This window comes from Flavobacterium sp. Arc2 (genome assembly GCF_041431385.1).
Taxonomy (GTDB): Bacteria; Bacteroidota; Bacteroidia; order Flavobacteriales; family Flavobacteriaceae; genus Flavobacterium.
In genome coordinates this window covers 15,400-37,333 of record NZ_JASMRH010000020.1, presented here as the reverse complement: position 1 = coordinate 37,333, position 21,934 = coordinate 15,400, and the positions used below count along the sequence as shown (strand labels likewise).

The 21,934-nt window shown below is 32.4% G+C and carries 22 protein-coding genes; 18 read left to right on the top strand and 4 right to left on the bottom strand.

What is annotated here, in order from left to right:
• The first annotated feature begins 165 nt into the window (after positions 1 to 165).
• The 5 genes from QO182_RS14075 (at position 166) to QO182_RS14055 (ending at position 5,412) form a co-directional block, all read left to right on the top strand.
• Positions 166 to 1,284, top strand: a complete 1,119-nt coding sequence (locus QO182_RS14075; protein WP_371562253.1) for a glycosyltransferase — start codon at positions 166 to 168, stop codon at positions 1,282 to 1,284.
• Positions 1,285 to 1,297: 13 nt separating this feature from the next.
• Positions 1,298 to 2,038, top strand: coding sequence for a class I SAM-dependent methyltransferase (locus QO182_RS14070; RefSeq protein WP_371562251.1), 741 nt, complete (start codon positions 1,298 to 1,300; stop codon positions 2,036 to 2,038).
• Positions 2,039 to 2,209: 171 nt separating this feature from the next.
• A complete protein-coding gene (locus tag QO182_RS14065) occupies positions 2,210 to 3,193 on the top strand; it encodes a UDP-glucuronic acid decarboxylase family protein (protein WP_371537928.1) in 984 nt (327 codons plus the stop codon).
• A 66-nt stretch (positions 3,194 to 3,259) separates the two neighbouring features.
• Complete coding sequence (locus QO182_RS14060) at positions 3,260 to 4,627, top strand: exopolysaccharide biosynthesis polyprenyl glycosylphosphotransferase (protein WP_371537926.1); 1,368 nt, start codon at positions 3,260 to 3,262, stop codon at positions 4,625 to 4,627.
• A gap of 2 nt (positions 4,628 to 4,629) precedes the next feature.
• The gene (locus QO182_RS14055) at positions 4,630 to 5,412 is read left to right on the top strand and encodes a glycosyltransferase family 2 protein (protein WP_371562249.1); all 783 of its coding nucleotides are present in this window, start codon (positions 4,630 to 4,632) and stop codon (positions 5,410 to 5,412) included.
• On the opposite strand, the gene QO182_RS14050 is transcribed toward QO182_RS14055, so the two are convergent.
• Complete coding sequence (locus QO182_RS14050) at positions 5,396 to 6,706, bottom strand: phenylacetate--CoA ligase family protein (protein ID WP_371537922.1); 1,311 nt, start codon at positions 6,704 to 6,706, stop codon at positions 5,396 to 5,398. The two genes, QO182_RS14055 and QO182_RS14050, sit on opposite strands and share 17 nt — an antisense overlap.
• A 131-nt stretch (positions 6,707 to 6,837) precedes the next feature.
• On the opposite strand from QO182_RS14050, the gene purD reads away from it, so the two are divergent.
• Positions 6,838 to 8,112 (top strand): phosphoribosylamine--glycine ligase, encoded by a 1,275-nt coding sequence (gene purD / locus QO182_RS14045; RefSeq protein WP_371537920.1) that lies wholly within the window; start codon positions 6,838 to 6,840, stop codon positions 8,110 to 8,112.
• 46 nt (positions 8,113 to 8,158) lie between these two features.
• Here the strand turns inward: purD and QO182_RS14040 are convergent, their stop codons facing one another.
• Complete coding sequence (locus QO182_RS14040) at positions 8,159 to 8,389, bottom strand: uracil phosphoribosyltransferase (RefSeq protein ID WP_371537918.1); 231 nt, start codon at positions 8,387 to 8,389, stop codon at positions 8,159 to 8,161.
• A gap of 144 nt (positions 8,390 to 8,533) precedes the next feature.
• Here QO182_RS14040 and QO182_RS14035 point away from each other — a divergent pair, with 144 nt between their 5' ends.
• A complete protein-coding gene (locus QO182_RS14035; RefSeq protein ID WP_371537915.1) occupies positions 8,534 to 9,463 on the top strand; it encodes a DUF6427 family protein in 930 nt (309 codons plus the stop codon).
• Here the strand turns inward: QO182_RS14035 and upp are convergent.
• Positions 9,458 to 10,111, bottom strand: a complete 654-nt coding sequence (upp, locus tag QO182_RS14030) for a uracil phosphoribosyltransferase (protein ID WP_371537913.1) — start codon at positions 10,109 to 10,111, stop codon at positions 9,458 to 9,460. The genes QO182_RS14035 and upp overlap by 6 nt on opposite strands.
• Positions 10,112 to 10,244: 133 nt before the next feature.
• Between upp and QO182_RS14025 the strand changes: the two genes are divergently transcribed.
• Together QO182_RS14025 and QO182_RS14020 are read left to right on the top strand one after the other, a co-directional pair.
• Positions 10,245 to 10,850 carry a DUF4254 domain-containing protein gene (locus QO182_RS14025; protein WP_371537911.1) on the top strand — a complete coding sequence of 202 codons (606 nt, stop codon included), beginning with the start codon at positions 10,245 to 10,247 and terminating at the stop codon, positions 10,848 to 10,850.
• A gap of 45 nt (positions 10,851 to 10,895) precedes the next feature.
• Entirely contained in the window at positions 10,896 to 11,909 is a 1,014-nt protein-coding gene (locus QO182_RS14020) for a glycosyltransferase family 9 protein (protein WP_371538254.1), read from the top strand.
• Between the two features lie 83 nt (positions 11,910 to 11,992).
• Here QO182_RS14020 and QO182_RS14015 read toward each other — a convergent pair whose 3' ends face one another.
• Entirely contained in the window at positions 11,993 to 13,045 is a 1,053-nt protein-coding gene (locus QO182_RS14015) for a 2Fe-2S iron-sulfur cluster-binding protein (RefSeq protein WP_371537909.1), read from the bottom strand.
• A 151-nt stretch (positions 13,046 to 13,196) separates the two neighbouring features.
• On the opposite strand from QO182_RS14015, the gene QO182_RS14010 reads away from it, so the two are divergent.
• From QO182_RS14010 to QO182_RS13970, 9 genes are all read left to right on the top strand, one after another.
• Entirely contained in the window at positions 13,197 to 13,538 is a 342-nt protein-coding gene (locus QO182_RS14010) for a PadR family transcriptional regulator (RefSeq protein WP_371537907.1), read from the top strand.
• 9 nt (positions 13,539 to 13,547) lie between these two features.
• Positions 13,548 to 14,219, top strand: coding sequence for a hypothetical protein (locus tag QO182_RS14005; RefSeq protein WP_371537903.1), 672 nt, complete (start codon positions 13,548 to 13,550; stop codon positions 14,217 to 14,219).
• Entirely contained in the window at positions 14,216 to 14,887 is a 672-nt protein-coding gene (locus QO182_RS14000; RefSeq protein ID WP_371562247.1) for a hypothetical protein, read from the top strand. Before QO182_RS14005 ends, QO182_RS14000 begins: the two co-directional genes overlap by 4 nt.
• A 6-nt stretch (positions 14,888 to 14,893) precedes the next feature.
• The gene (locus tag QO182_RS13995) at positions 14,894 to 15,565 is read left to right on the top strand and encodes a YrzE family protein (protein ID WP_371537898.1); all 672 of its coding nucleotides are present in this window, start codon (positions 14,894 to 14,896) and stop codon (positions 15,563 to 15,565) included.
• Positions 15,566 to 15,571: 6 nt separating this feature from the next.
• Positions 15,572 to 16,234, top strand: coding sequence for a hypothetical protein (locus QO182_RS13990; protein WP_371537896.1), 663 nt, complete (start codon positions 15,572 to 15,574; stop codon positions 16,232 to 16,234).
• The gene (locus tag QO182_RS13985) at positions 16,231 to 16,938 is read left to right on the top strand and encodes a hypothetical protein (RefSeq protein WP_371537893.1); all 708 of its coding nucleotides are present in this window, start codon (positions 16,231 to 16,233) and stop codon (positions 16,936 to 16,938) included. The genes QO182_RS13990 and QO182_RS13985 overlap by 4 nt, the downstream gene beginning before the upstream one ends.
• A gap of 47 nt (positions 16,939 to 16,985) precedes the next feature.
• Entirely contained in the window at positions 16,986 to 18,470 is a 1,485-nt protein-coding gene (locus QO182_RS13980; protein WP_371537891.1) for a DUF5687 family protein, read from the top strand.
• Between the two features lie 40 nt (positions 18,471 to 18,510).
• Positions 18,511 to 19,206, top strand: coding sequence for an ABC transporter ATP-binding protein (locus QO182_RS13975; protein ID WP_371537888.1), 696 nt, complete (start codon positions 18,511 to 18,513; stop codon positions 19,204 to 19,206).
• 87 nt (positions 19,207 to 19,293) lie between these two features.
• The gene (locus QO182_RS13970; RefSeq protein ID WP_371537886.1) at positions 19,294 to 21,933 is read left to right on the top strand and encodes a tetratricopeptide repeat protein; all 2,640 of its coding nucleotides are present in this window, start codon (positions 19,294 to 19,296) and stop codon (positions 21,931 to 21,933) included.
• Position 21,934 lies beyond the last annotated feature (1 nt).

Here is a 21,934-nt window from a genome sequence, read left to right as displayed (position 1 = left end):
AATATCGCTATTTTTTTTATCAAAGAAACTGAATATATTTCATAAATTGAATTGTCTTTTTTTTAAAGATTCGAATGGCATAATTTAAGGCAATACTATGTAATCATTAAAATAATGATACATTTGGATTTAAATGCAAATGGATAAATTGCGCATATAATTAAAATGGCAAAAACGAAAATAGCTCATCTATTACATTCCTTAGGAGGAGTCGATATTTATGTAAGACTGTTATTAAATAACATTGATACAGATTCATTTGAAAATATAGTCATTCATGGCACTAAAGACACCGCTGTGCCTTTTTTGGATAAAAATAAGAAGAATCTAAAAGAGTATAAAATTTCAATTTTTAGAGAAATATCAATATTTAATGATCTAAAAGCTACCTATCAAACCTACCAAATTTTAAAGAAAGAAAAACCCGATCTAATTCATAGCCATAGTGCTAAAGGAGGGATAATAGGAAGGGTTTTAGGACCAATATTAGGTGTAAAAGTAATTTATACACCGCATGCTTTCTCCTATTTGAGCACCCAAAGTAAATTAAAAAGAGGCATTTTTCTGGCTATTGAAAAACTGCTGGCAAAAAGAAGCAGTTTGCTGTTAGCAACCTCTAATTCTGAGAAAAAACGTGCGATTGATGAAGTGGGGTTTGATCCTCAAAACACCATCGTTTTTAATAACTGTATTGAACCAATATTAAAAATAGAACCCTTATCCATTCCTAAAACATGGCCTGATTATTATATCTGCACCGTGGGCCGACCTTCTTATCAAAAAAATATTGAACAGATGGTTAGGGTAATGAATGAGGTGAATAAAGAAGTTAAAATTCATTTAGTGGTAATGGGAGTAGGGCCTGTTTCAGATCAATTAGAATCAGTAAAAAGTCTTATTCAAGAACTTGATATGGAGAAAGAAGTGACACTTTTGAGTTGGACTGAAAGAACAGACGTTTTTAATATAATTGACCAATCTAAATTGTATATTTCGACAGCTCGATATGAAGGTCTTCCATACGCTGTCATAGAAAGTTTAGCATTATCGAAGCCTTGTGTCGTAACAAATTGTGACGGAAATAGGGATTTAATTAATGACGGTTTTAACGGTTTTGTTATTAATGAAGACGTGATTCAATTCAAGGAGAAAATTTTAAAGTTGCTTGGAGATGAAAAATTATTAGAGCGCATGTCAAAGAATTCGCAGCAAGTTTTTGCGGAAAAATTTTCAATTAAATCGAATATCAAACAATTGGAAGCAATTTATAAAAGCTACAATTAATTATAACAAATTCATGTTCAGAGAAATAATTAAAAAAAGAATAAAGAAAGAAAAATTTAATCCTGGAATACTTGGTTTTTTTATCAACTATAATTTTCTGATTAGAAGGTCGCTATTTTCAGCTATTAAGGATAATGCCACTAAATTAGATGGTTCATTATTAGATTTTGGTTGCGGTACAAAACCATACAAGGATTTATTTGTCAATGCGAAAGAATACGTAGGAGTTGATTATAAAATTGAAGGAAGAGATCAAAATACTGATGAAATTGACCGATTTTATGATGGAAAAGTGATTCCATTTGAAAACGAAAGATTCGATTCTATTTTATCCACCGAAGTCTTGGAACATGTTTTTAATATTGATGAATTATTGCAAGAGTTTAATCGAGTTTTAAAAGAAAAGGGAAGAGCAATAATAACAACTCCATTTACATGGGAAGAACATGAAATGCCTTATGATTTTGCCAGATATACTACTCCAGCGCTACAGTTTTTATATCAAAAACATGGTTTTAGAGTTATTGAAAATTTTAAAACAGGGAATTATATTGAAGTCATTTTTCAATTTCAGTTAAACTACATAAAGAACATACTTCCCGGCAATAAGAATCTAAGACAGGTATTTCTTATTCCTTTCATCGTTTTCTTCAATTTCTTTGGACTGCTGTTTAGTTTAGTATTGCCAGTAGATAAAAATGCCTATTTTAACAATGTCTTTGTGTTAGAAAAAACATCAAATATAGTAGAGTAAATAGTGGATTTGGTAAATCGATTAACAATACTAAAAATTTTATAGGTATTACTTTCGGAATCCTAATGATAAAGTTATTTTTGACAGAATAAAATTTATTATAAAAGCGGAGATCCGTTTTTTTATTCCATTCTGTATTTTTTATACAGGCCTATTTCTAAATTTTTTATTATGAAAAGAATACTTATTACAGGAGCTGCAGGATTTTTAGGCTCACATTTATGCGACCGTTTTATTAAAGAAGGATACTTTGTAATGGGAATGGATAATCTCATAACTGGAGATTTAAAAAATATAGAACATTTGTTCAAACTGGAGAATTTTGAATTTTATCATCATGATATTACAAAATTTGTTCATGTTCCAGGTAAATTGGATTATATCTTACATTTTGCCTCACCAGCAAGCCCTATTGACTATTTAAAAATCCCGATACAAACTTTAAAAGTAGGTTCTCTAGGAACGCATAATCTTTTAGGATTGGCACGAGTAAAGAATGCTAGAATTTTAATCGCATCGACATCTGAGGTTTATGGAGATCCATTGGTTCACCCGCAAACCGAAGAGTATTATGGAAATGTAAATACAATAGGACCAAGAGGGGTTTACGATGAGGCGAAACGCTTTCAGGAATCAATCACTATGGCCTATCATACTTTCCATGGTGTTGAAACTAGAATCGTTCGAATTTTCAACACATACGGACCAAGAATGCGACTCAATGACGGTCGTGTGATTCCTGCATTTATAGGTCAGGCAATTCGTGGGGAGGATCTAACCATTTTTGGTAACGGAATGCAAACTCGTTCGTTTTGCTATGTTGATGATCAGGTAGAAGGAATTTTTAGATTGTTGCACTCGGATTACGTATATCCAGTGAATATTGGAAACCCAGACGAAATCACGATTAAAGATTTTGCCGAAGAGATTATAAAATTGACGGGAACCAATCAAAAAATTGTATATCATGCTTTGCCAGAAAATGATCCTTTGCAACGTCAGCCAGACATCACTAAAGCAAAAGAAATATTGGGTTGGGACGTTACAGTAAATCGTGCCGAAGGAATGAAAATAACCTATGATTATTTTAGATCATTATCAGAAGATGAACTTTCAAAAGAAGAGCACAAAGATTTCTCTAAATACATCAATTAAAAAAGGATACTTTTAAACCAATAAATTTAATTCTATTACAATTCAGTTAGGATAGATTCGCTACTCATGACATTACCCCAAATAGGAAGATATTCAAAATACATAAGGCCAATAAGCATCTTAATGGACTTATGTATCATTTCTATTTTAGGTTTTTTTTTATTCGAAGACCTTAAAATAAATTTAATTTTCTATTTAATATACCAAGGATTAGGTTGGATTGCCATTGCTTTGCTTATAAAATTTTATGGAGTCTATCGTTTTACAAAACCTATAGAAATAATTTCAAAAATAATAAAGCAAGGTGTTCTTTTTCTTTTGATTGTCATTGCTTTTTTCCCGTTTTCGGATCAGGCTATTTTTAATGCAGAGCGTATTGGTCTATTCATAGTATGTAGCTTGATTTTAATCACTATTTCAAAATTCTTTTTGTTTTATTGTTTGAAAAAATACCGATTGATAATAGGGAATAATTGCAGATTTGCTGTGATCGTTGGGTATACACCAGAATCTATCCAGTTGAAAGAACTTTTTGAAATTAGGAAAGATTATGGATATCAGTTTTTGGGTTATTTTTCAGATAAGAAAAGAAATCAGGAAATCAAGGGAAATTTACAGGATTTAAAGACCTTTTCAATAGCAAATCATGTCGATGAAATATATTGCTCCTTGAGTGAAGTTTCAAATTCACAACTCAAAGATTTAGTGGAATTTGCTGATGAAAATAACAAAACAATAAAATTCATTCCAGACACAAAAGAGATTTTTTCAAAGAATTTAAAGGTAGATTATTACGATTTTTTTCCTGTACTATCTTTGAAAGACACTCTTTTAAATGAGCCGACAATAAAGATATTTAAACGTTTTTTTGATGTCATTTTTTCATTGATTGTAATAATTGGTCTTCTTTCTTGGTTAGCGCCATTATTGGCTATTTTAATCAAATTAGAGTCCAAAGGCCCAATTTTTTTCAAGCAAGGAAGACCAGGAATTGGTGAAAAACCATTTAACTGTTATAAATTTCGTTCGATGCAAATAAATGCAGTGTCAGAAACAGAGGCTTCTAAAGACGACCCTAGAGTTACTAGGATAGGGAAATTGATGCGGAAATCTAGTATTGATGAAATGCCTCAATTTGTAAATGTTTTGTTTGGAGATATGTCTATTGTTGGACCGCGGCCTCATCTTTGGTCACAAAATAAAACCTATGCTGGTAAGATTAAAAAATACATGATGCGTCATTATGTGAAACCTGGGATTACTGGTCTGGCTCAAGTAAGTGGTTATAGAGGAGAGATTGAGACAGAAAAAGACATGGTTAATCGAATAAAAATGGATGTATTTTATATTGAGAATTGGTCTGTAATTTTAGATTTAAAAATAATTCACATGACTATTGTTAATATTCTAAGAGGAGATAAAAAAGCATATTAAAAATGGAAAGTACTCTTGTATCTGTAATTATTCCAACATTCAATTCTGAAAAGTTTATTTCGCAAGCGATTCTTTCTGTCCAAAATCAAAGCTATGTGAATTGGGAAATTATCCTTGTTGATGATTGTTCTACTGATGCTACTCTTTCTATTGTGTCAGAACTTGCTTTAAACGATACACGAATTAAATACTCTAAATTATCCAAAAATTCTGGAACTGGTGTTGCCAGAAATCGTGGCGTATCTAATGCACACGGAAGGTATATTTCCTTTTTGGATGCAGATGATTTATGGAAAACGGAGAAACTTCAAAAACAAATTGATTTCCTGACGATAAATAATGTACCGTTCACTTTTTCTTTTTATGATTGCATGGATGAAGAGGGGAAACCCTTAAATAAAAGAGTCGAAGCACCATTGAATTTGAGTTATAGGCAATTGTTTTTCTGTAATTATATTGGGAATTTGACGGCTATTTATGATGTTAATTATTTTGGAAAAATCCCTATTTCTCCTATTCGAAAAAGACAAGATTGGATGCTTTGGCTTACGGTTCTTAAAAAGTTAAAAGTTGCCCATCCGGTTACTGAAAGTTTAGCGTATTATAGAGTAAGAGATAACTCCATTTCGACTTCTAAGTTTGATTTGATAAAATATAATTATGCTGTTTATAGAAAGTTTCACGGTTTTATTTTCCCTTTTGCAATAGCCTGTATGAAACTGTTTTTATTCACACAATTGTTCATAAAACCATGGTATATCAAGAAAATTAAACCATCGATTTAAACTGTTTCAGTTTTCCTCTTTTGTTTCTTTCTAAGGTGGTTTTTCGTATAAAAGTAAACTTCAAATTGGGTTCCAAATATAGAATAATGGCTTGTTCAATTTTTTGAATTTCGGCCAAATTCAATTCAGTTTCACTGACATATTTTATCTCAAAAGTATCAATTTTGGTTTGCTTAATCGTAAACTCTTTTACATTTCCGTCGTCTTCGATAATGCTTTTTGTTATGTAGTAAAAAGTTAAACCGGGTGCTTTTTTTCCGCTTGGTAATAAGGCAACATCATTTGTCCTTCCAATTAATTTTTTGAGAATAGGTTTTTGAATGGTACTTTTTTCATCCAATATTCCTATATCACCTATATCATATCTAATAAAAGGATGTGCTTTGTTAAAAAGGGAAGTGATTACGATTCGACCTTCCTGTCCGTGAGGTAAAACGGCATCATTGTCATCTAAGATCTCTACAAATAAGGTTTCCGAATTTACTTGCCATTCTCCTTCCAGATTCTGAAAAGCAATTAAATCCAATTCTGACGCACCATATTCATTGACAATGGGAATGCCTAATTGTTTTTCCAAAAGGATTCTATCGTCCTCAAAAAGCATTTCAGAGGTAGCCATGCAAACTGTAAGTGAAGGACAGATGTCTTTTAGTACGATATGCTTTTTCTGTAGAAACTTAGCAAACAAAACAATAGAACTCGTGTAACCGTTGATATAATCAAATTTTTTGTTTCTAAACTGAGTCAGAAATTCTTCCAACACAGCATCTGACAAATCAAAAATGGGAAAACGGAAACGTTTGCTTAAAAAATCTTTTAATTGCTCTTTTTTATTACCAATGAAATCCATTGGGATTCCATAAAAACGTGCTTGGTATGAGTTGTTAAAATCAAGACCGTACCAACCAAACCGATAGATGTTTGAAGCCCAAGTCAAAGAATGGCAATATTTGTCTTTTGCAAAAATAAAAGGATCTCCGCTTGAACCAGAGGTTTTGTTTCGATAAATATTTTTAAGTGTATAGCCTTTAGAAAGCCTTTCCTGTAAAGGTTTTTGCAAGTTTTTTTTATTCAAAACAGGCAAATCGGCCCAAGTGCTACAATCTTTTTCGCCAACCAAATCCCGATAAAACGGATTGTTTTCCAAATGAAAAGCTACGATTTCTTTCTTTTTTTGTTCAATAAAAGTCTGCTTATCCATTTCAGATAACGCTGTGATTTTCAATAAATCGGCACTAGCCCTTTTTATCGGATACCCGTTTAATTGAAGCGATAAGTCAAAAATAGATAGCATTTTATGAGTTTATTTAGTCAAAAATAATATTTAACGGCAACTAATAGGGGAGAACCAACAAGTTTTTAAAAATTAATTATTATTTACGTGCAAAAGCAATTATTTTTGCACGACAACTAAAATAACAACACATGAATATTTTACTATTGGGTTCAGGAGGAAGAGAACATGCATTTGCATGGAAAATGATTCAAAGTCCGCTTTGTGATACTCTTTTTGTAGCACCGGGTAACGCAGGAACCGCTTCGATTGCAACGAACGTCAACATGAGTCCAACAGATTTTGATGCCATAAAAGCATTTGTAATTGAGAAAAAAGTAGAAATGGTTGTTGTAGGGCCGGAAGATCCTTTGGTAAAAGGGATTTATGACTTTTTCCTAAATGACGATAAATTAAACCATATACCAGTTATTGGCCCTTCAAAATTAGGCGCACAACTGGAAGGAAGTAAAGAGTTTGCAAAGGAATTTCTTGTAAAACATAAGATTCCAACTGCAGCTTATGATAGTTTTACTGCTGAGACTGTAGAAAAAGGATGTGATTTCCTTGAAACACTGAAACCTCCGTATGTTTTGAAAGCAGACGGTCTGGCTGCAGGAAAAGGGGTTTTGATTATTCATGACTTGGCAGAAGCCAAAGAAGAATTAAGAAACATGTTAGTGAACAAAAAATTTGGTGCCGCAAGTTCAAAAGTGGTTATCGAAGAATTCCTTGACGGAATTGAATTGAGCTGTTTTGTTCTTACAGACGGAAAGAGTTACAAAATTCTGCCAACAGCCAAAGATTACAAACGTATTGGCGAAGGCGACACAGGCCTAAATACAGGCGGAATGGGAGCTGTTTCTCCAGTTCCTTACGTAGATGCTGTTTTGATGGAAAAAATAGAAACACGCATCGTTAAACCTACAATTGACGGTTTCCAGAAAGACGGAATACCTTATAAAGGATTTGTGTTTATTGGGTTGATTAATGTGAATAACGAACCTATTGTTATTGAATACAACGTAAGAATGGGTGATCCAGAGACAGAAGTGGTCGTTCCTAGGTTGAAAACGGATTTAGTTGAATTATTTTTGGCTGTAGCCAATGAAAAATTGGACGAAATAACACTTGAAGTTGACGAAAGAAGTGCAACTACGGTTATGCTTGTTTCTGGTGGTTATCCTGAAGATTTTGAAAAAGGAAAAGTCATTTCTGGATTAGAGAATATCACTGATTCCATTGTTTTCCATGCCGGTACAAAATTAGACAACGGTACTGTTGTTACTAATGGAGGAAGAGTATTAGCCATTACGTCTTATGGGAATGACTTCCAAGAGGCCATAAAAAAATCTTATCAAAATATAGACAAGCTACATTTTGATAAGATGAATTATAGAAAAGATATTGGTAACGATCTTTTATAAAAAAATATGATACTTAACCCTAAATTTTATTTGGGGTTAGGTTATTTTATTTAAAAAAAGAGTGTGCAGTAGTATCTTGTTTTTCAGTTCCAGCGTCATCAAAGATTTTTAGTTGTCTAACCCAATACACCATTGCGATTGCACAGATAATCATGAAAATCCAGTTGATAGTATTGGCAGCAAACCATGACTGAAGTTCCAATGAACGTAAAAAGTCCAAGGGAGCAAATAATATATTTACAAATAGGTATTGAATTCCTTCAAAAAATGATTTCATATCGTTAAAATTATGTTGTTGTTCTTTTTAATTTCCTGGCAGTGAAAAATTCTTTTATTAAGAATCTTTTTCAACTTAAGGGATTCCTTTTTAAACAAGTATTATATTTACAGTTTTAAAGTTACAAAAGTATAAAATATCCTTATGATTACAAGTCTTTTTAAAAAATCTACACCATTAAATTTTTCTTTGGTTGTAATTTTAATACTGAGTTTTTTTTCAATCTATCAAATTCAGGATTTGGTCTGGACAAATTCTGTTATACTGATTTTTCAAAAAGTTGGAATTTTACTTGGTTTATCGGCTTCTATTTTCATCACAAATTTCATTTCGATAAAGAACGGTCTCAGTAAAGACAGTAGTTACACGATCTTTTTTTATTTTTTATTCTTGATTTTCTTCCCTTCGGTTTTAGACAATATTAATTTAGTCTTTGCCAATTTCTTTATTCTATTAGCACTTCGAAGGTTGCTTTCTCTTCAGTCTTTAAAAGCATCTAAAGAAAAAATATTTGATGCTTCACTGTGGATTTTTGTAGCTTCTTTATTTCATTTTTGGAGTATTCTTTATTTAGTATTGGTTTTTATTTCAATCATTTTTCACGTTTCCAGTGATTATAGAAATTGGATATTGCCCATTATTGCTTTTTTTGCAGTAGGAATTCTTTTTGCACTTAGTTCCATACTTTTTGACATTAGCGCAATAGAATATATTAACAGCAGTATTCACACTAGTTTTAAAATTAATTATTTTACTAATAATTATCAAAACGGTGCTTTGTCAATCTATGCGACTGTGGCTTTGTTTTTTGTTATTTCGATGTTTGCTACAATATCGAACAGACCATTAGTAACACATGCTTCCTTCAAAAAAATCATCGCTTCTTTTTTTATTGGAATATTAATTTATTTGGTTTCTTCTAATAAAAGTAATGATTTACTGATATTTACTGTTGCTCCTTTGGCTATAATGGCAACAAGTCATATCGAAATGCCTCAGTTAAAATTGAAGCAAGAAATGGTTTTGGTTGTTCTTATAGCCTGTAGCTTTTTTGCTTTTTTCTCTCAGTTATAATTTAGTTCCGTACGATAAGTCTCCTGCATCGCCTAGTCCCGGTACAATATAACTATGCTCGTTTAGTTTCTCGTCCAGTGAGGCTACCCATAAATGACAAGTATCAGGCAAGTATTTTTCTAGATGAGCTATTCCTTCTGGAGCAGCAATTACAACAGCAATATGAATTTCTTTTGCTTCTCCTCTTTCCATCAATCGGTTAAATACTGCCACAATCGATTGTCCAGTGGCAAGCATAGGGTCTACTAATAATAAATATTTGCCATTAAAATCAGCAATAGCCTGGTATTCGACAAGAATTTCAAAGTAATCATCGTTGTTTGGGTGGTGTCTTGATGCAGAGATAAAACCGTTTTCAGCCGCATCAAAATAATTTAAAAATCCAGTATGCATTGGGAATCCAGCACGTAAAATAGAACAGATAACTAATTGATCAGAAATTTCTGTAGTCTTTTTTATACCTAAAGGTGTTTGAATTTCGACTGCTTTATAATGCAATTCTTTACTCAATTCATAGGCCATTATTTCTCCTATGCGTTCAATATTTCTTCTAAAACGCATGCTGTCATTATGTATATTTACATTTCTGATTTGGCTCAGAAAATGATTTAAAACGGTATTGTTATCTGATAGATTGTGAATTTGCATGATTTATGGTATTAACATTTTTTAGTCCCCAAAGCAGATTTAGCACTGATTTTTGAGTTCTAGATTAGATTTGTGATTTGTAATTTTTTTATAAAAGTATAAAAAGTATCTTTGTAACTATAAAATATAAATTATGTTTTCAAAATTAGCGTATACCGTATTCGAACAAAGCATCAAAGATTATCATCAATTTGATAATGTTGATCAGCCTATAAATAACCCTTTTCCTAAAGATCAATTTGAACATTTATTGTATCTAAAAAACTGGATTGACACTGTTCAATGGCATTTTGAAGATATTATTCGTGATCCAAATATTGATCCTGTTGCTGCTTTGACTTTGAAAAGAAGAATTGATGCATCTAACCAGGAACGTACTGATATGGTAGAATATATTGATGGTTATTTTTTGCAAAAATACAGTGATGTAAAAACAAAAGATAATGCAAAAATCAACTCTGAAAGTCCAGCTTGGGCCTTTGATAGGTTGTCAATTCTGGCATTAAAAATTTATCACATGAATGAAGAGGCAACTCGTGCAGAAGCTTCTCAAGAGCATAGAGATAAATGCCAGGCTAAATTAAATATTCTGTTAGAACAAAGAACAGATTTGTCTACAGCAATTGATGATTTATTAATAGACATTTCTAGTGGAGATAAGTTCATGAAAGTGTACAAGCAAATGAAAATGTACAATGATGATGAATTAAATCCTGTTTTGTACCAAGGGAAAAAATAGTTGACAAGTACTAATCTGTCAAATAAAATGAAGCATATAGCCGTCATGAGACTTTCCGCAATGGGAGATGTCGCCATGACGGTTCCTGTTTTACGGGCCTTTGTAAATCAATATCCTGAGGTTAAGTTAACCGTCATTTCCCGTCCTTTTTTTAAACCTTTTTTTGAAGGAATACCTAACGTTTCTTTTTTTGCTTTCGATGAAAAAGAACGACATAAAGGATTCTTGGGTTTGTTGCGGTTATTTCAAGAGGTGAAAAAGCTTGATATTGATGCTTTCGCCGATTTGCATAACGTGTTACGTTCTAAAATAGTGAGAACATTATTTGTCTTGAGCGGAAAAAAAACTGCTTATACAGATAAAGGACGTGAAGGTAAAAAAGCATTAACTCGTATCGAAAATAAGATTTTTAAGCCATTAGTTACCGTGTTTGAAAGACATGCAAAAGTGTTTGAAGAATTGGGTTTTCCCATAGATTCATCTCATCCTAAATTTCCTGAAAAAGCGGCTTTAAATGCTGATATTCTGAAATTAATGGGAGGTGAAAATCAAAAATTAATTGGAATCGCTCCTTTTGCACAATACGATTCTAAAGTTTATCCCTTGGATTTAATGCAAGAGGTGATCCTTCAATTAGCTGAAAATCCAAAGTATAAAATACTCCTTTTTGGTGGAGGAAAGAAAGAAATTGAAATCTTGAATTCTCTTTCAGATTCAAAGGACAATGTTATTAACATGGCGGGAAAAATCAAGTTGCGACAAGAGTTAGCGCTCATTAGCAATTTAGACGTTATGATTTCTATGGATTCTGGAAATGCCCATATTGCGGCAATGTTAGGAGTAAAAGTCATTACGCTTTGGGGTGCCACGCATCCGTATGCTGGATTTGTGCCTTTTAATCAACCGCTTAGTAATTCATTAGTTTCTGACAGGGAAAAATACCCCATGCTACCCACTTCTATTTATGGCAATAAAGAAGTTCCTGGTTATGAAAATGCGATGCGAACGATTACGCCAGAGAGGATAGTGTCCACTGTTGAGTCACATTTAGAAGATTAAATCTAGATAAATCCTAAAATAAAAAATTCCAAACCCCAATTTTAAAGTTGGAGTTTGGAATTTTTTTATTGCAGTTTTATTTTCTATACATCATCATAATCTACATAGATCGTTTCTGATGTGGGATGTGCTTGACAACTAAGAATTAATCCGCTTGCAATTTCTTTATCAGTTAGGATAGAATTCTTTGTCATTTCAGCAGTTCCCGAGGTTACTCTACAAAGACAGCTGCTGCAAATTCCGCCTTGGCAGGAGTAAGGAGCATCTAAGCCTTGTTTTAGCGCCGCTTCAAGTATGGTTTGTTTTTGAGACATTTCAAAAGTAGTTTCTTCATCATCTACCATAACGGTAATTTTTGAATGCCCTTCTAATGATTCTTTTATTACGTTTTCATGAGAAGACGAAGTAAAAAGCTCAAATTTTATAGCCGATTCTTTTACATTTTTCTCTTTCAAAACGCCAGAAACCAATTCAATCATTTCCTCTGGACCACACAAATAGAATTTATCAAATTCTAATGCTGCGTGTTTGTTGGTTAAAACATAATTTACGGCAGATTTGTCTATTCGACCAAATAAAGCGTCTTCTGCTTTGGCTTGACTAAAAATAAAGTGAATAAATAAGCGACCTACATATTGTAATTGTAAATCGTGTAATTCTTTACTAAAGATTGTTCCTTCTGGTGTTTTGTTACCGTAAACCAGTACAAAAGAGCTTTTAGGTTCACTTTTTAAGACGCTTTTCAAGATCGAAATCACGGGTGTTATACCACTTCCAGATACAAAAGCCACGTAATTTTTTTGTCGGTCGGCTTGAGGTTCAAATGTGAATTTTCCTTCCGGTTTTCCTATTTCAAGTGCTTGTCCCGCTTTTAATTTGGTATTGGCAAATTGAGAAAAAGCTCCATTTTTTACCGCTTTAACCGCGATACGCAATTCACCACTTTCCGGAGAAGAGCAAATTGAATAAGCACGACGAATTTCTTGACCGTCTAGTGTTAATCGTATATTAACATATTGTCCAGCAATAAAAGTATAATTGGGTTTTAATTCCTCAGGAACGTTAAAGAGTATGGAAACCGCATCTTTGGTTTCGCGTCGTACTTCTTTTATGATTAGTTTTAAAAATGAAGACATGAGATATTTTTTTTGCAAATATACTAAACTGTATAGCTTTCTTAAATCAAAGTCTTTGAAATTTTACATGCCTAAAAGTGTTATGTATAAGATTCTTATGTATATTTGTTTTTCAAAATGAGATTGCTTCGTGCCTCGAAATGACAAAAAAATGAAAAATTCACAGTTGTATAAAGGAAGTTTAAATACCATCATCATGAAATTACTAGAAGAAAACAGCAAGATGTATGGCTATGAAATCACCCAAAAAGTAAAAGCCATTACCCAAGGAGAACTCAATATCACTGAAGGTGCTTTATATCCTGCCTTACATAAACTGGAAGCCGAAGGCATACTGGATGTGGAAATTGAAAAAGTAGATAACCGAATGCGGAAATACTATAAGCTGACGGAAGCGGGTACTAAAGAAACCGTTAACCGTCTCGCAGAACTGGAAGACTTTATCAGAACCATGCAGAGCTTAGTGAATCCAAAACCGAATTTAGAATTTTAATTTTTGAATATGAAACTAACCAACCAACAAATAACCACAATAGAGCAAACTTTAGTTTTAAACGGAGTTGTCTATGACGATATCAAACTGGAACTACTAGATCATATTGCTACAGAAATTGAATATATAATAGACGAAAGTCAGTTTTCATTTGAAGAAAACTTAAAAAAAGTTTTTGCAAAATGGAAAAACGAACTGACACCAAGCAGCTCTTTCTGGATTAGAAATAACAAATCAATTCCTAAGATTGTGATTCAAAAATCCATTAAAATGATTCAGCATGTTTTCTTGACGTCTTTTTGTTTAGGATTAGGAACGGCAGTAGTTATTACCCTAATCTTTAAAAGCAATGCAAATCAGGAAGTGCTTGTGGTATTGAATACATTACTGAGGGCAATGGGCCTTTTAGGAATTGTGTTGCTGATCTATGCTAAATTTAGGCTATGGCAATCCAATCAAGAATCTACATATAGTTATTTATTCAATCAAAATGGCTTTTTACAAGTTATAAATCTAGTATTGATTGCTACGGGTATATTTCGATTTAAAGGGAACACCGCTTTTTTTGATTTTCATTTTATGAGCACTTTTTTTCCAATCACTTTATTATTTATCTCATGGTTCTATTTAAACATAGCTTTCAAACATATAAAATTTGAAAATAAAATAAATATGATATGAAACTAAGCACCGAACAAATAGAATATGTTGAAAATTATATCATTTCGAAGGACATTAAATGGTATGAATTGCAAGTAGAACTAACCGATCACATGGTAACTAGTATGGAGGGTTTTTGGGAAAAAAATCCGGAATTGGCTTTTCATCAGGTCAAACAATATGCTGAAAATATATTTGTAGGAGATTCCAGTTTTAAATCGATTGAAAAGCAAAGAAAACGTATTTTGCAGAAAGAATACCGGAAAGTACAATGGAAAATGATAACTGAATATTTGAAATTCCCTAAGATTTTTGGAAGCATTCTATTAGTATATCTCGCATATACTTTTTCAGCTTATTTCGTTAGTCCTCAGAAATATTTAGCGGTATTATTCTGTCCTTTAGCAATTGTTGGTTTACTATACGTGCATTATTGGCGGAAAAGCAAAGAAATTGAAGGCAAATATTTTTTAACTTTAGAAACTTTAAACCCTACTCTTTTGGTATTTTCTTTTCCGTCTCTGGGTATGAGTATTACTACTCAATTGAAAGAAGAATTGCTACAACATCAATGGTTAGTATTGTTCTTTTGTTGTATTTGGGTATTAGGAATCTTATTTTCAATTACGGCAATTCATCTTCAAAAGAAAACAATCGAGAATGTAAAAAAACAATACCAATTAACCTAACTTGCTATGAAACTAACCACCGAACAAATAGATTATGTTTTTGATTATATAGTCTCTCATGATATTAAATGGTATGAACTGCAAGTAGAATTGACAGATCATATGGTTATAAGTATGGAAGAGTTCTGGAAAAAAGATCCTGAATTGACTTTTCATCAGGTAAAATACTATGCTGAAGATAAATTTGGCAGGAACGGGTTTAAATTAATTGAAGAGGAGCGAACCAAAATACTAAGAAAAGAGTTTAAAAGAGCACAATTAAAAATGATTGCGGACTATTTTAAATTCCCAAAAATTATTTTAGGTATTCTGTTAGCCTTTTTAGCTTTTAAGGCATCTTTTTATTTTGATGAACCAGTAAAGTTTGTTAAAAATTTATTCGGTTTATTAGCAGTACTTTTTATTCCAGCGCTCTATTCTTTTTATACAAATAGAAAAATTAAAGGGAAACGTTTTTTAGAGTTGAATATTAGTCATGGTACTTTCACAGGAATTTTCGGATTGCTGTACTGGGTAATGTATCTATTAAATTCTTTTAAGGAGTCGGTTCAATCGCATCCAATTTTAATATTAGCTTTCTGCTGTTTATGGGTAGTGGGAACCTTATTTTTAATTACAGGAATTCATCTTCAAAAGAGGACAATCGAGAACGTAAAAAGACAATACCAACTCACCTAATTTGCTATGAAACTAACCAACCAACAAATTACAACGATAGAAGAAACTTTAGTTTTAAACGGAGTTGTTTATGACGATATCAAACTCGAATTAGTAGACCATATTGCTACAGAAATTGAGGTTTTAACAGAAGGAAATAGTCTTTCATTTGAAGAAAACGTACAAATGGTTTTTAAAAGATGGGAGCCACAATTAAAACCTTCGAATTCATTTTTTACAGGAATTAGTAATAGCTACCCAAAAATGATTTTAGATAAAAAGCTTGCTCTAATAAAAAAACAATTATCTACCGGGTTTTTAATAAGTACAACTGTCTTAGTTACTTTTTTAGTTCTTAAAGAATATTATAATCCGCAGTTTCTGACGTCTCAATTTCAAAAAGGAGTTCGATTTCTATATGTTGTGGGATATTTATTATTGACTTTCAGTACCATAAGAATCTGGAAATCAAAATTAAATACGTCATTTAACCACCTTTTTAAAACAAGAGTAATGTTGTACCTATTTTACATATATCCAATTATTTTTTTTACTACGCCTACAACTATTAATAATCAAGTAATGCTCGTTATTTTTGAATCTTTAATGGTATTCCATCTTTTATTAAGTTTTCAATTGGTGAGTAACCATATTCAATTCGAAAAAAAACTAAACATTCACAAATCATGAAACTAACCGCCGCTCAAATAGACCAGCTGTTTACTTTTACTCGCCAACATTATGTGGAATGGTATGACTTACAATCAGAACTAGTGGATCATTTGGCGAATGCGATAGAAGCACAATGGGAAGAGAATCCTAATCTTACTTTTGACCAAGCCCTAAATGTAGAATTCAAGAAATTTGGTGTTTTTGGTTTTATGGATGTGGTCGAAAAACGTCAAGCTGTTTTAAGCAAAAAATACAATCGTTTGGTTTGGCAACATTTCAAAGATTTTTTTGGAGTCCCTAAGATTGTGTTGACAATTTTAACGACGCTGGTATTATTTAGCATTCTCAAAATAAGCCATTATAGCGAATGGATTTATATGGGGCTTTTTATTATTTTGATAGTGTTTTCAGTTTATGAAATTTTCAAAAGCAAAAAAAAGCAAAAACAAAAACTGCAATCGGGACAGAAAAGATGGTTGTTTGAAGAAATCATAAATCAATATGGGGGTTTTTTAGTACTGATTAGTTTTCCAATTAACCTGTTTTCTCGTATTTTTTACCATAGTGAAAAGTATATTGGAAACGACTATTGGATTCTTGGCTTAAGTTTCTTTTTTGCCCTTCTGGCTATAGTAATTTTCATCATCTTTAAAGTTATTCCATCTAAGGCAGAAGATTACTTATTGGCCACTTATCCAGAATATAAATTAGAAAGACTGTAACATTTTCTTACTTTTAAATACTTACAATAAAACTAAACCATTAAACTATGTTCAAACATTTTATAGATTTAGAATTGAAATCTTTCTTCCGCTCAGCAAGTGTGGGGAAAAGTATCGGGCTTAAAATTCTGATGGGTTTTTTAGTGGTTTATTTTTTACTTGTTTTTTTAGTATTAGGTGTTTCTTTATACCCACTGTTAGAAAAAACTTTTCCAGGTCAAAAACCATTGGCTATTGTGAATAGTTTTGTATTTTTTTGGTTGGCTATAGAACTTGTTTTCCGTTTTTTTATGCAAAGTCTACCGGTAATGAATATCAAACCATTATTAGTATTGCCCATTAAGAAAGAAGCGGTAATCCATTTTGTGTTATTGAAGAGTCTGACTTCAATTTATAACATCTTTCCGCTATTAGTGATTATTCCTTTTGGGATTTTCAACATTATCGAAGGAAATTACGATCCAGTTACTATGATTGTATGGATGTTTGGGATGTATCTTTTAGCGTTAATTGTTAACTATGCCAACTTTTTAATTAAGAAGAAATTTGCCGAGAATATCAAAGCATTTCTTCCTTTTGTAGCTTTAGGGTTGCTGTTTTTTGGTTTAGATTATTTTGGAGTTTTTAAAATAACGACGCTTTCAGGAGTTGTTCTTGATAATTTGGTGCTGCAACCCATTTTGGTTTTAGTCCCCATTTTGATTTTAGGGGGTTTGTACTTTCTAAATTTCAAGTATCTAAAAAGTAATTTCTATTTGGATAGTTCGTTACAGTCAAAAGTGGAGGAGGCAAAAACATCTGACTTAAGTTGGACGAAGCGTTTTGGCGAGATTGCACCCTTCTTGCAATTAGATCTTAAAATGATTTGGAGAAACAAAAGACCAAAAACCACAATTTGGATTTCTTTAATTTTCTTGGCCTACGGTTTAATGATTTACACAAATCCTAGTTACAAAGGTATTTCTCCATTTTTTGTATTGGTTGGAATTTTAATGACTGGAGTATTCATGTTGAATTACGGGCAATTCGTTCCTTCGTGGGACAGTAATTATTACGGAATGATGATGTCACAAAACATCCCTATGAAACAATATTTAGCTTCAAAGGCAGGATTAATGTCTGTTTCTGTAGTGATTTTGGCGATTTTAAGTACGCCTTATCTTTATTTTGGTTGGAAAATTTTGGCCATAAATTTAGCCTGTGCTACTTATAATTTAGGGATCAATATCCCCATTTTATTATTTGCAGGTTCGTATAATAAAAAAAGAATTGATTTAGAGAAAAGTCCGTTCATGAATTACCAGGGGACAGGAGCGACACAATGGATTGTAGGATTGCCTTTAATGTTGATTCCCACCTTGATTTTTTATGGTATTTATAAACTGGTAAATGCTGAGGCTGCTATAATTGCAATTGCTATAATTGGGATTATTGGATTAGTACTGAGAAATTATTTTTTAAATAAAATAGCAGCAGGCTATACTAAAAGGAAATACGCTACGATAAACGGTTTCAAACAACAAGAAAATTAGTAATGATAACTCCAGAGTCATCACAATACATAAAACAATAATGATACAGGTAAATCAGCTTTCAAAAAAATATAACGGAACTACAGTTTTAAATATCGAAAACCTTGAAATCCCAAAAGGACAAAGTTTGGGTCTTGTGGGAAATAACGGTGCCGGAAAGACAACCTTTTTTAGTTTGCTTTTGGATTTAATCCAACCGTCAACTGGGAATATAGTAAACAATGGTATTTTAGTAAACGCTAGTGAAGACTGGAAACCTTTTACTGCTGCATTTATTGACGAAAGCTTCTTGATAGGCTATCTGACACCGGAAGAATATTTCTATTTTATTGGTGATTTACGCGGTCAAAATAAGGCTGATATTGATGCTTTATTAGATAAATATGAAGAATTTTTTAATGGTGAAATTCTGAAAAACAAAAAGTACTTGCGTGACTTATCTAAAGGAAACCAAAAAAAAGTAGGTATAATTGCGACTTTGATAGGCAATCCGGAAGTAGTTATTCTTGACGAACCTTTTGCTAATTTAGACCCTACGACCGTTAATCGTTTGAAAAAAGTAATTAAGGAACTTGCTGAAAATCCTGAGATCACAATTTTAGTTTCAAGCCATGATTTACAACACACCGTAGAGGTTTGTGATCGAATAGTAGCTTTAAATAAAGGAGAAATTGTAAAAGATATTCAAACCTCTACTGAAACGCTGCAGGAGCTAGAGATGTTTTTCGCGGTTTAAACTTCCATATTTCAAAAAGAAACGTATTTTTACCAGTCATTATACTAAAAAGCTTTTTAAAAAGTTTAATGATAAAAACGGTACCATTTGAAAACCAATATATTTAAATATTCAATCCCAGTAGGCTTTTTGTGCTTTTTGGTAGCCTGTTCTACGAGGAACAACAGTTTTTTATCTCGAAATTCTCATGCACTGAGTACTAAATATAATATTTTGTACAATGGAGGAATTGGCTTAGATAAAGGTATTCTAGCGATAGAAGCTAATAGCAAAGATAATTTCTGGAAACGTTTGCCTATCGAAAGAATGCAAATAACGGATGAAGTTACTACACAAGAAAAACCGAAAAATGCTGATTTTGAATTGGCCGAAACTAAGGCTACTAAAGCCATTCAGAAGCATTCCATGAACATCGACGGAAGAGAAAGAAACTTCCAAATTGACGAAGCTTATTTACTTTTGGGTAAAGCCAGATACTACGATCAAAGATTTATTCCTGCATTAGACGCCTTCAATTATATTCTATACAAATACCCCAATAGTAGCAGGATTTATGAAGCAAAGATTTGGCGCGGAAAAACCAATATGCGCTTGGGTAACGACGCTTTGGTTGTCAATAATATGACATATCTGTTAAAGGAACACAAACTTAAAAATCAGGTTATCGCTAATGTAAATGCTCTTCTATCTGAAGCGTATTTGAACTTAGAAGAAAAGGATTCGGCTTTGATTAAATTGAAAGTAGCTGAGAAATTCACCAAACAAAACAAAGAAAAAGCAAGATATCGATTTATACTCGGGCAACTTTACGAAGAGTTAGGTAAAAAAGACAGTGCGATCTACAACTACGAAGCGGTGATAGGTATGAATCGCAAGTCAGAAAGAAAATACGTTATTCAAGCGCAAGCCAGAAGAGCACAGTTGTTTGATTATCAAAACGGGGACACTACCGCCTTTTTGAAAAACTATAGAAAATTAATTGCCGACAGAGAAAACAGACCATTCCTAGATGTATTAAATTATCAGATGGGTGTTTTTTATGACAAACAGGACAATCAAAAGAAAGCATTAGATTTTTATAATACTTCATTAAAAAAATCAACTGCTGACCAGTATTTAGTAGCGTCAAATTATAGAAATATAGGGAATATGTATTTTAGAAATGCTGCATATCCTATGGCAGCAAAATATTACGACAGTACCTTAGTGAATCTTGATCTTAAGACAAGAGAGTTTGTTCACATTCAAAAAATTAGAAAAGACTTAGACGAAGTAATTTTGTACGAATCGGTTGCAACAAGAAATGATAGTATTTTACATGTTGTTTCCATGTCGGAAGGTGGCAGAATTTCTTATTTCGAAAATTATATTGATACCTTAAAAAAGAAGGACGAAGCTAGAAGAATTGCAGAAGAAAAATTGAAAGAGAAGCAAGAAAACAGAGAAAAAAATAATAATTCAATGGCTGCTGATCCTGCAGTTTCTGTTAAAAACGGAGGGAATGTAGATCCTTTATCACCGTTTGCACCACCTTCTATGGGATTATCTAATGCAACTACAAGTGTTTTCTATTTTTACAATCCTACGACTGTTTCTTTTGGGAAAGTGGAATTCAAAAAAATATGGGGGAATAGAAGTTCAGTTGGCAATTGGAGACTTTCGTCAACAGCTAAAGCGAATGTGGTTTCAAAAGACACGTTGAATAGTAATCCAGCACAGACGGGTGATAAGTTGAGAGAGGAAGAAAATAATATAGTCATAGTCGAAGAGTACACTACTGATTTTTATTTAAAACAACTTCCAAGTACGAAATCTACAATTGATAGCATAGGGAAAGAGCGCAATACAGCCTATTACCAACTTGGAGTGATTTATAAGGAAAAATTCAAAGAATATGAACTAGCGGCGAACAAGCTAGAGCAGTTATTGCAAAATAGTCCAGAAGAAAAATTGATTCTTCCTACAATGTATAATCTATACAAGATATACCAAATAACAAATAGCAGTAAAGCGGAAGCAATGAAAGATAGGATTAATTCCCAGTTTCCAGACTCTCGTTATGCTCAAATAATAAACAATACAAATCCAGCGGGAACTAATTTGAAAGACACCCCCGAAGGAGTTTATGATGCCTTATATAAACAATATGAAGAGGGACAGTTTATATCTGTTTTAGAAAAAACGGAGGATTTAATCAGTCAGTTTTCTGGTGATGAAATCGTATCAAAATTCGAGTTTTTGAAAGCGAATGCTATTGGGAAATTGAAAGGATTAGTAGCTTATAAAAACGCATTACAGTTTGTGGCAGATAATTATCCAAATACGGAAGAGGGTAAAAAAGCGCAGGAAATTGTGAAGAGCCAAATTCCTTTTTTAGAACAATTAGATTTTACAACGACAGATACTAAAAACTGGAAAGTACTCTACAAAGTGCCGGTATCAGATGAAAAAGATACAAAATCGATGGAAGAAAAGATTAAAAAATTCATGACCGCAGCAAACTTTCAGGATTTAAATTATTCATTAGACGGGTATAGCGATACAGAAAATTTTATAGTAATTTACGGTATAAATTCAGAAGCATATGCCAGAAATATTAGTTCCATTCTAAGAGAAAATAAGGATTTTAAAATAGCAATACCAGCGGTTATTCTTACGAATGAAAATTATAAAGTAATCCAAATTAAAAAAAATCTAGATATTTATTTAGGGTTAAAAAAAGACTAAA

Coding starts and splice junctions, on each gene's coding strand:
- QO182_RS14035 (WP_371537915.1), top strand. CDS start 8,534: ATGATTACAAGTCTTTTTAAAAAATCTACACCATTAAATTTTTCTTTG.
- purD (WP_371537920.1), top strand. CDS start 6,838: ATGAATATTTTACTATTGGGTTCAGGAGGAAGAGAACATGCATTTGCA.
- QO182_RS14020 (WP_371538254.1), top strand. CDS start 10,896: ATGAGACTTTCCGCAATGGGAGATGTCGCCATGACGGTTCCTGTTTTA.
- QO182_RS14005 (WP_371537903.1), top strand. CDS start 13,548: ATGAAACTAACCAACCAACAAATAACCACAATAGAGCAAACTTTAGTT.
- QO182_RS14000 (WP_371562247.1), top strand. CDS start 14,216: ATGAAACTAAGCACCGAACAAATAGAATATGTTGAAAATTATATCATT.
- QO182_RS14070 (WP_371562251.1), top strand. CDS start 1,298: ATGTTCAGAGAAATAATTAAAAAAAGAATAAAGAAAGAAAAATTTAAT.
- QO182_RS14060 (WP_371537926.1), top strand. CDS start 3,260: ATGACATTACCCCAAATAGGAAGATATTCAAAATACATAAGGCCAATA.
- QO182_RS13995 (WP_371537898.1), top strand. CDS start 14,894: ATGAAACTAACCACCGAACAAATAGATTATGTTTTTGATTATATAGTC.
- QO182_RS14010 (WP_371537907.1), top strand. CDS start 13,197: ATGAAAAATTCACAGTTGTATAAAGGAAGTTTAAATACCATCATCATG.
- QO182_RS13980 (WP_371537891.1), top strand. CDS start 16,986: ATGTTCAAACATTTTATAGATTTAGAATTGAAATCTTTCTTCCGCTCA.
- QO182_RS14025 (WP_371537911.1), top strand. CDS start 10,245: ATGTTTTCAAAATTAGCGTATACCGTATTCGAACAAAGCATCAAAGAT.
- QO182_RS13985 (WP_371537893.1), top strand. CDS start 16,231: ATGAAACTAACCGCCGCTCAAATAGACCAGCTGTTTACTTTTACTCGC.
- QO182_RS14040 (WP_371537918.1), bottom strand. CDS start 8,389: ATGAAATCATTTTTTGAAGGAATTCAATACCTATTTGTAAATATATTA.
- upp (WP_371537913.1), bottom strand. CDS start 10,111: ATGCAAATTCACAATCTATCAGATAACAATACCGTTTTAAATCATTTT.
- QO182_RS14075 (WP_371562253.1), top strand. CDS start 166: ATGGCAAAAACGAAAATAGCTCATCTATTACATTCCTTAGGAGGAGTC.
- QO182_RS14015 (WP_371537909.1), bottom strand. CDS start 13,045: ATGTCTTCATTTTTAAAACTAATCATAAAAGAAGTACGACGCGAAACC.
- QO182_RS13990 (WP_371537896.1), top strand. CDS start 15,572: ATGAAACTAACCAACCAACAAATTACAACGATAGAAGAAACTTTAGTT.
- QO182_RS14055 (WP_371562249.1), top strand. CDS start 4,630: ATGGAAAGTACTCTTGTATCTGTAATTATTCCAACATTCAATTCTGAA.
- QO182_RS14065 (WP_371537928.1), top strand. CDS start 2,210: ATGAAAAGAATACTTATTACAGGAGCTGCAGGATTTTTAGGCTCACAT.
- QO182_RS13975 (WP_371537888.1), top strand. CDS start 18,511: ATGATACAGGTAAATCAGCTTTCAAAAAAATATAACGGAACTACAGTT.
- QO182_RS14050 (WP_371537922.1), bottom strand. CDS start 6,706: ATGCTATCTATTTTTGACTTATCGCTTCAATTAAACGGGTATCCGATA.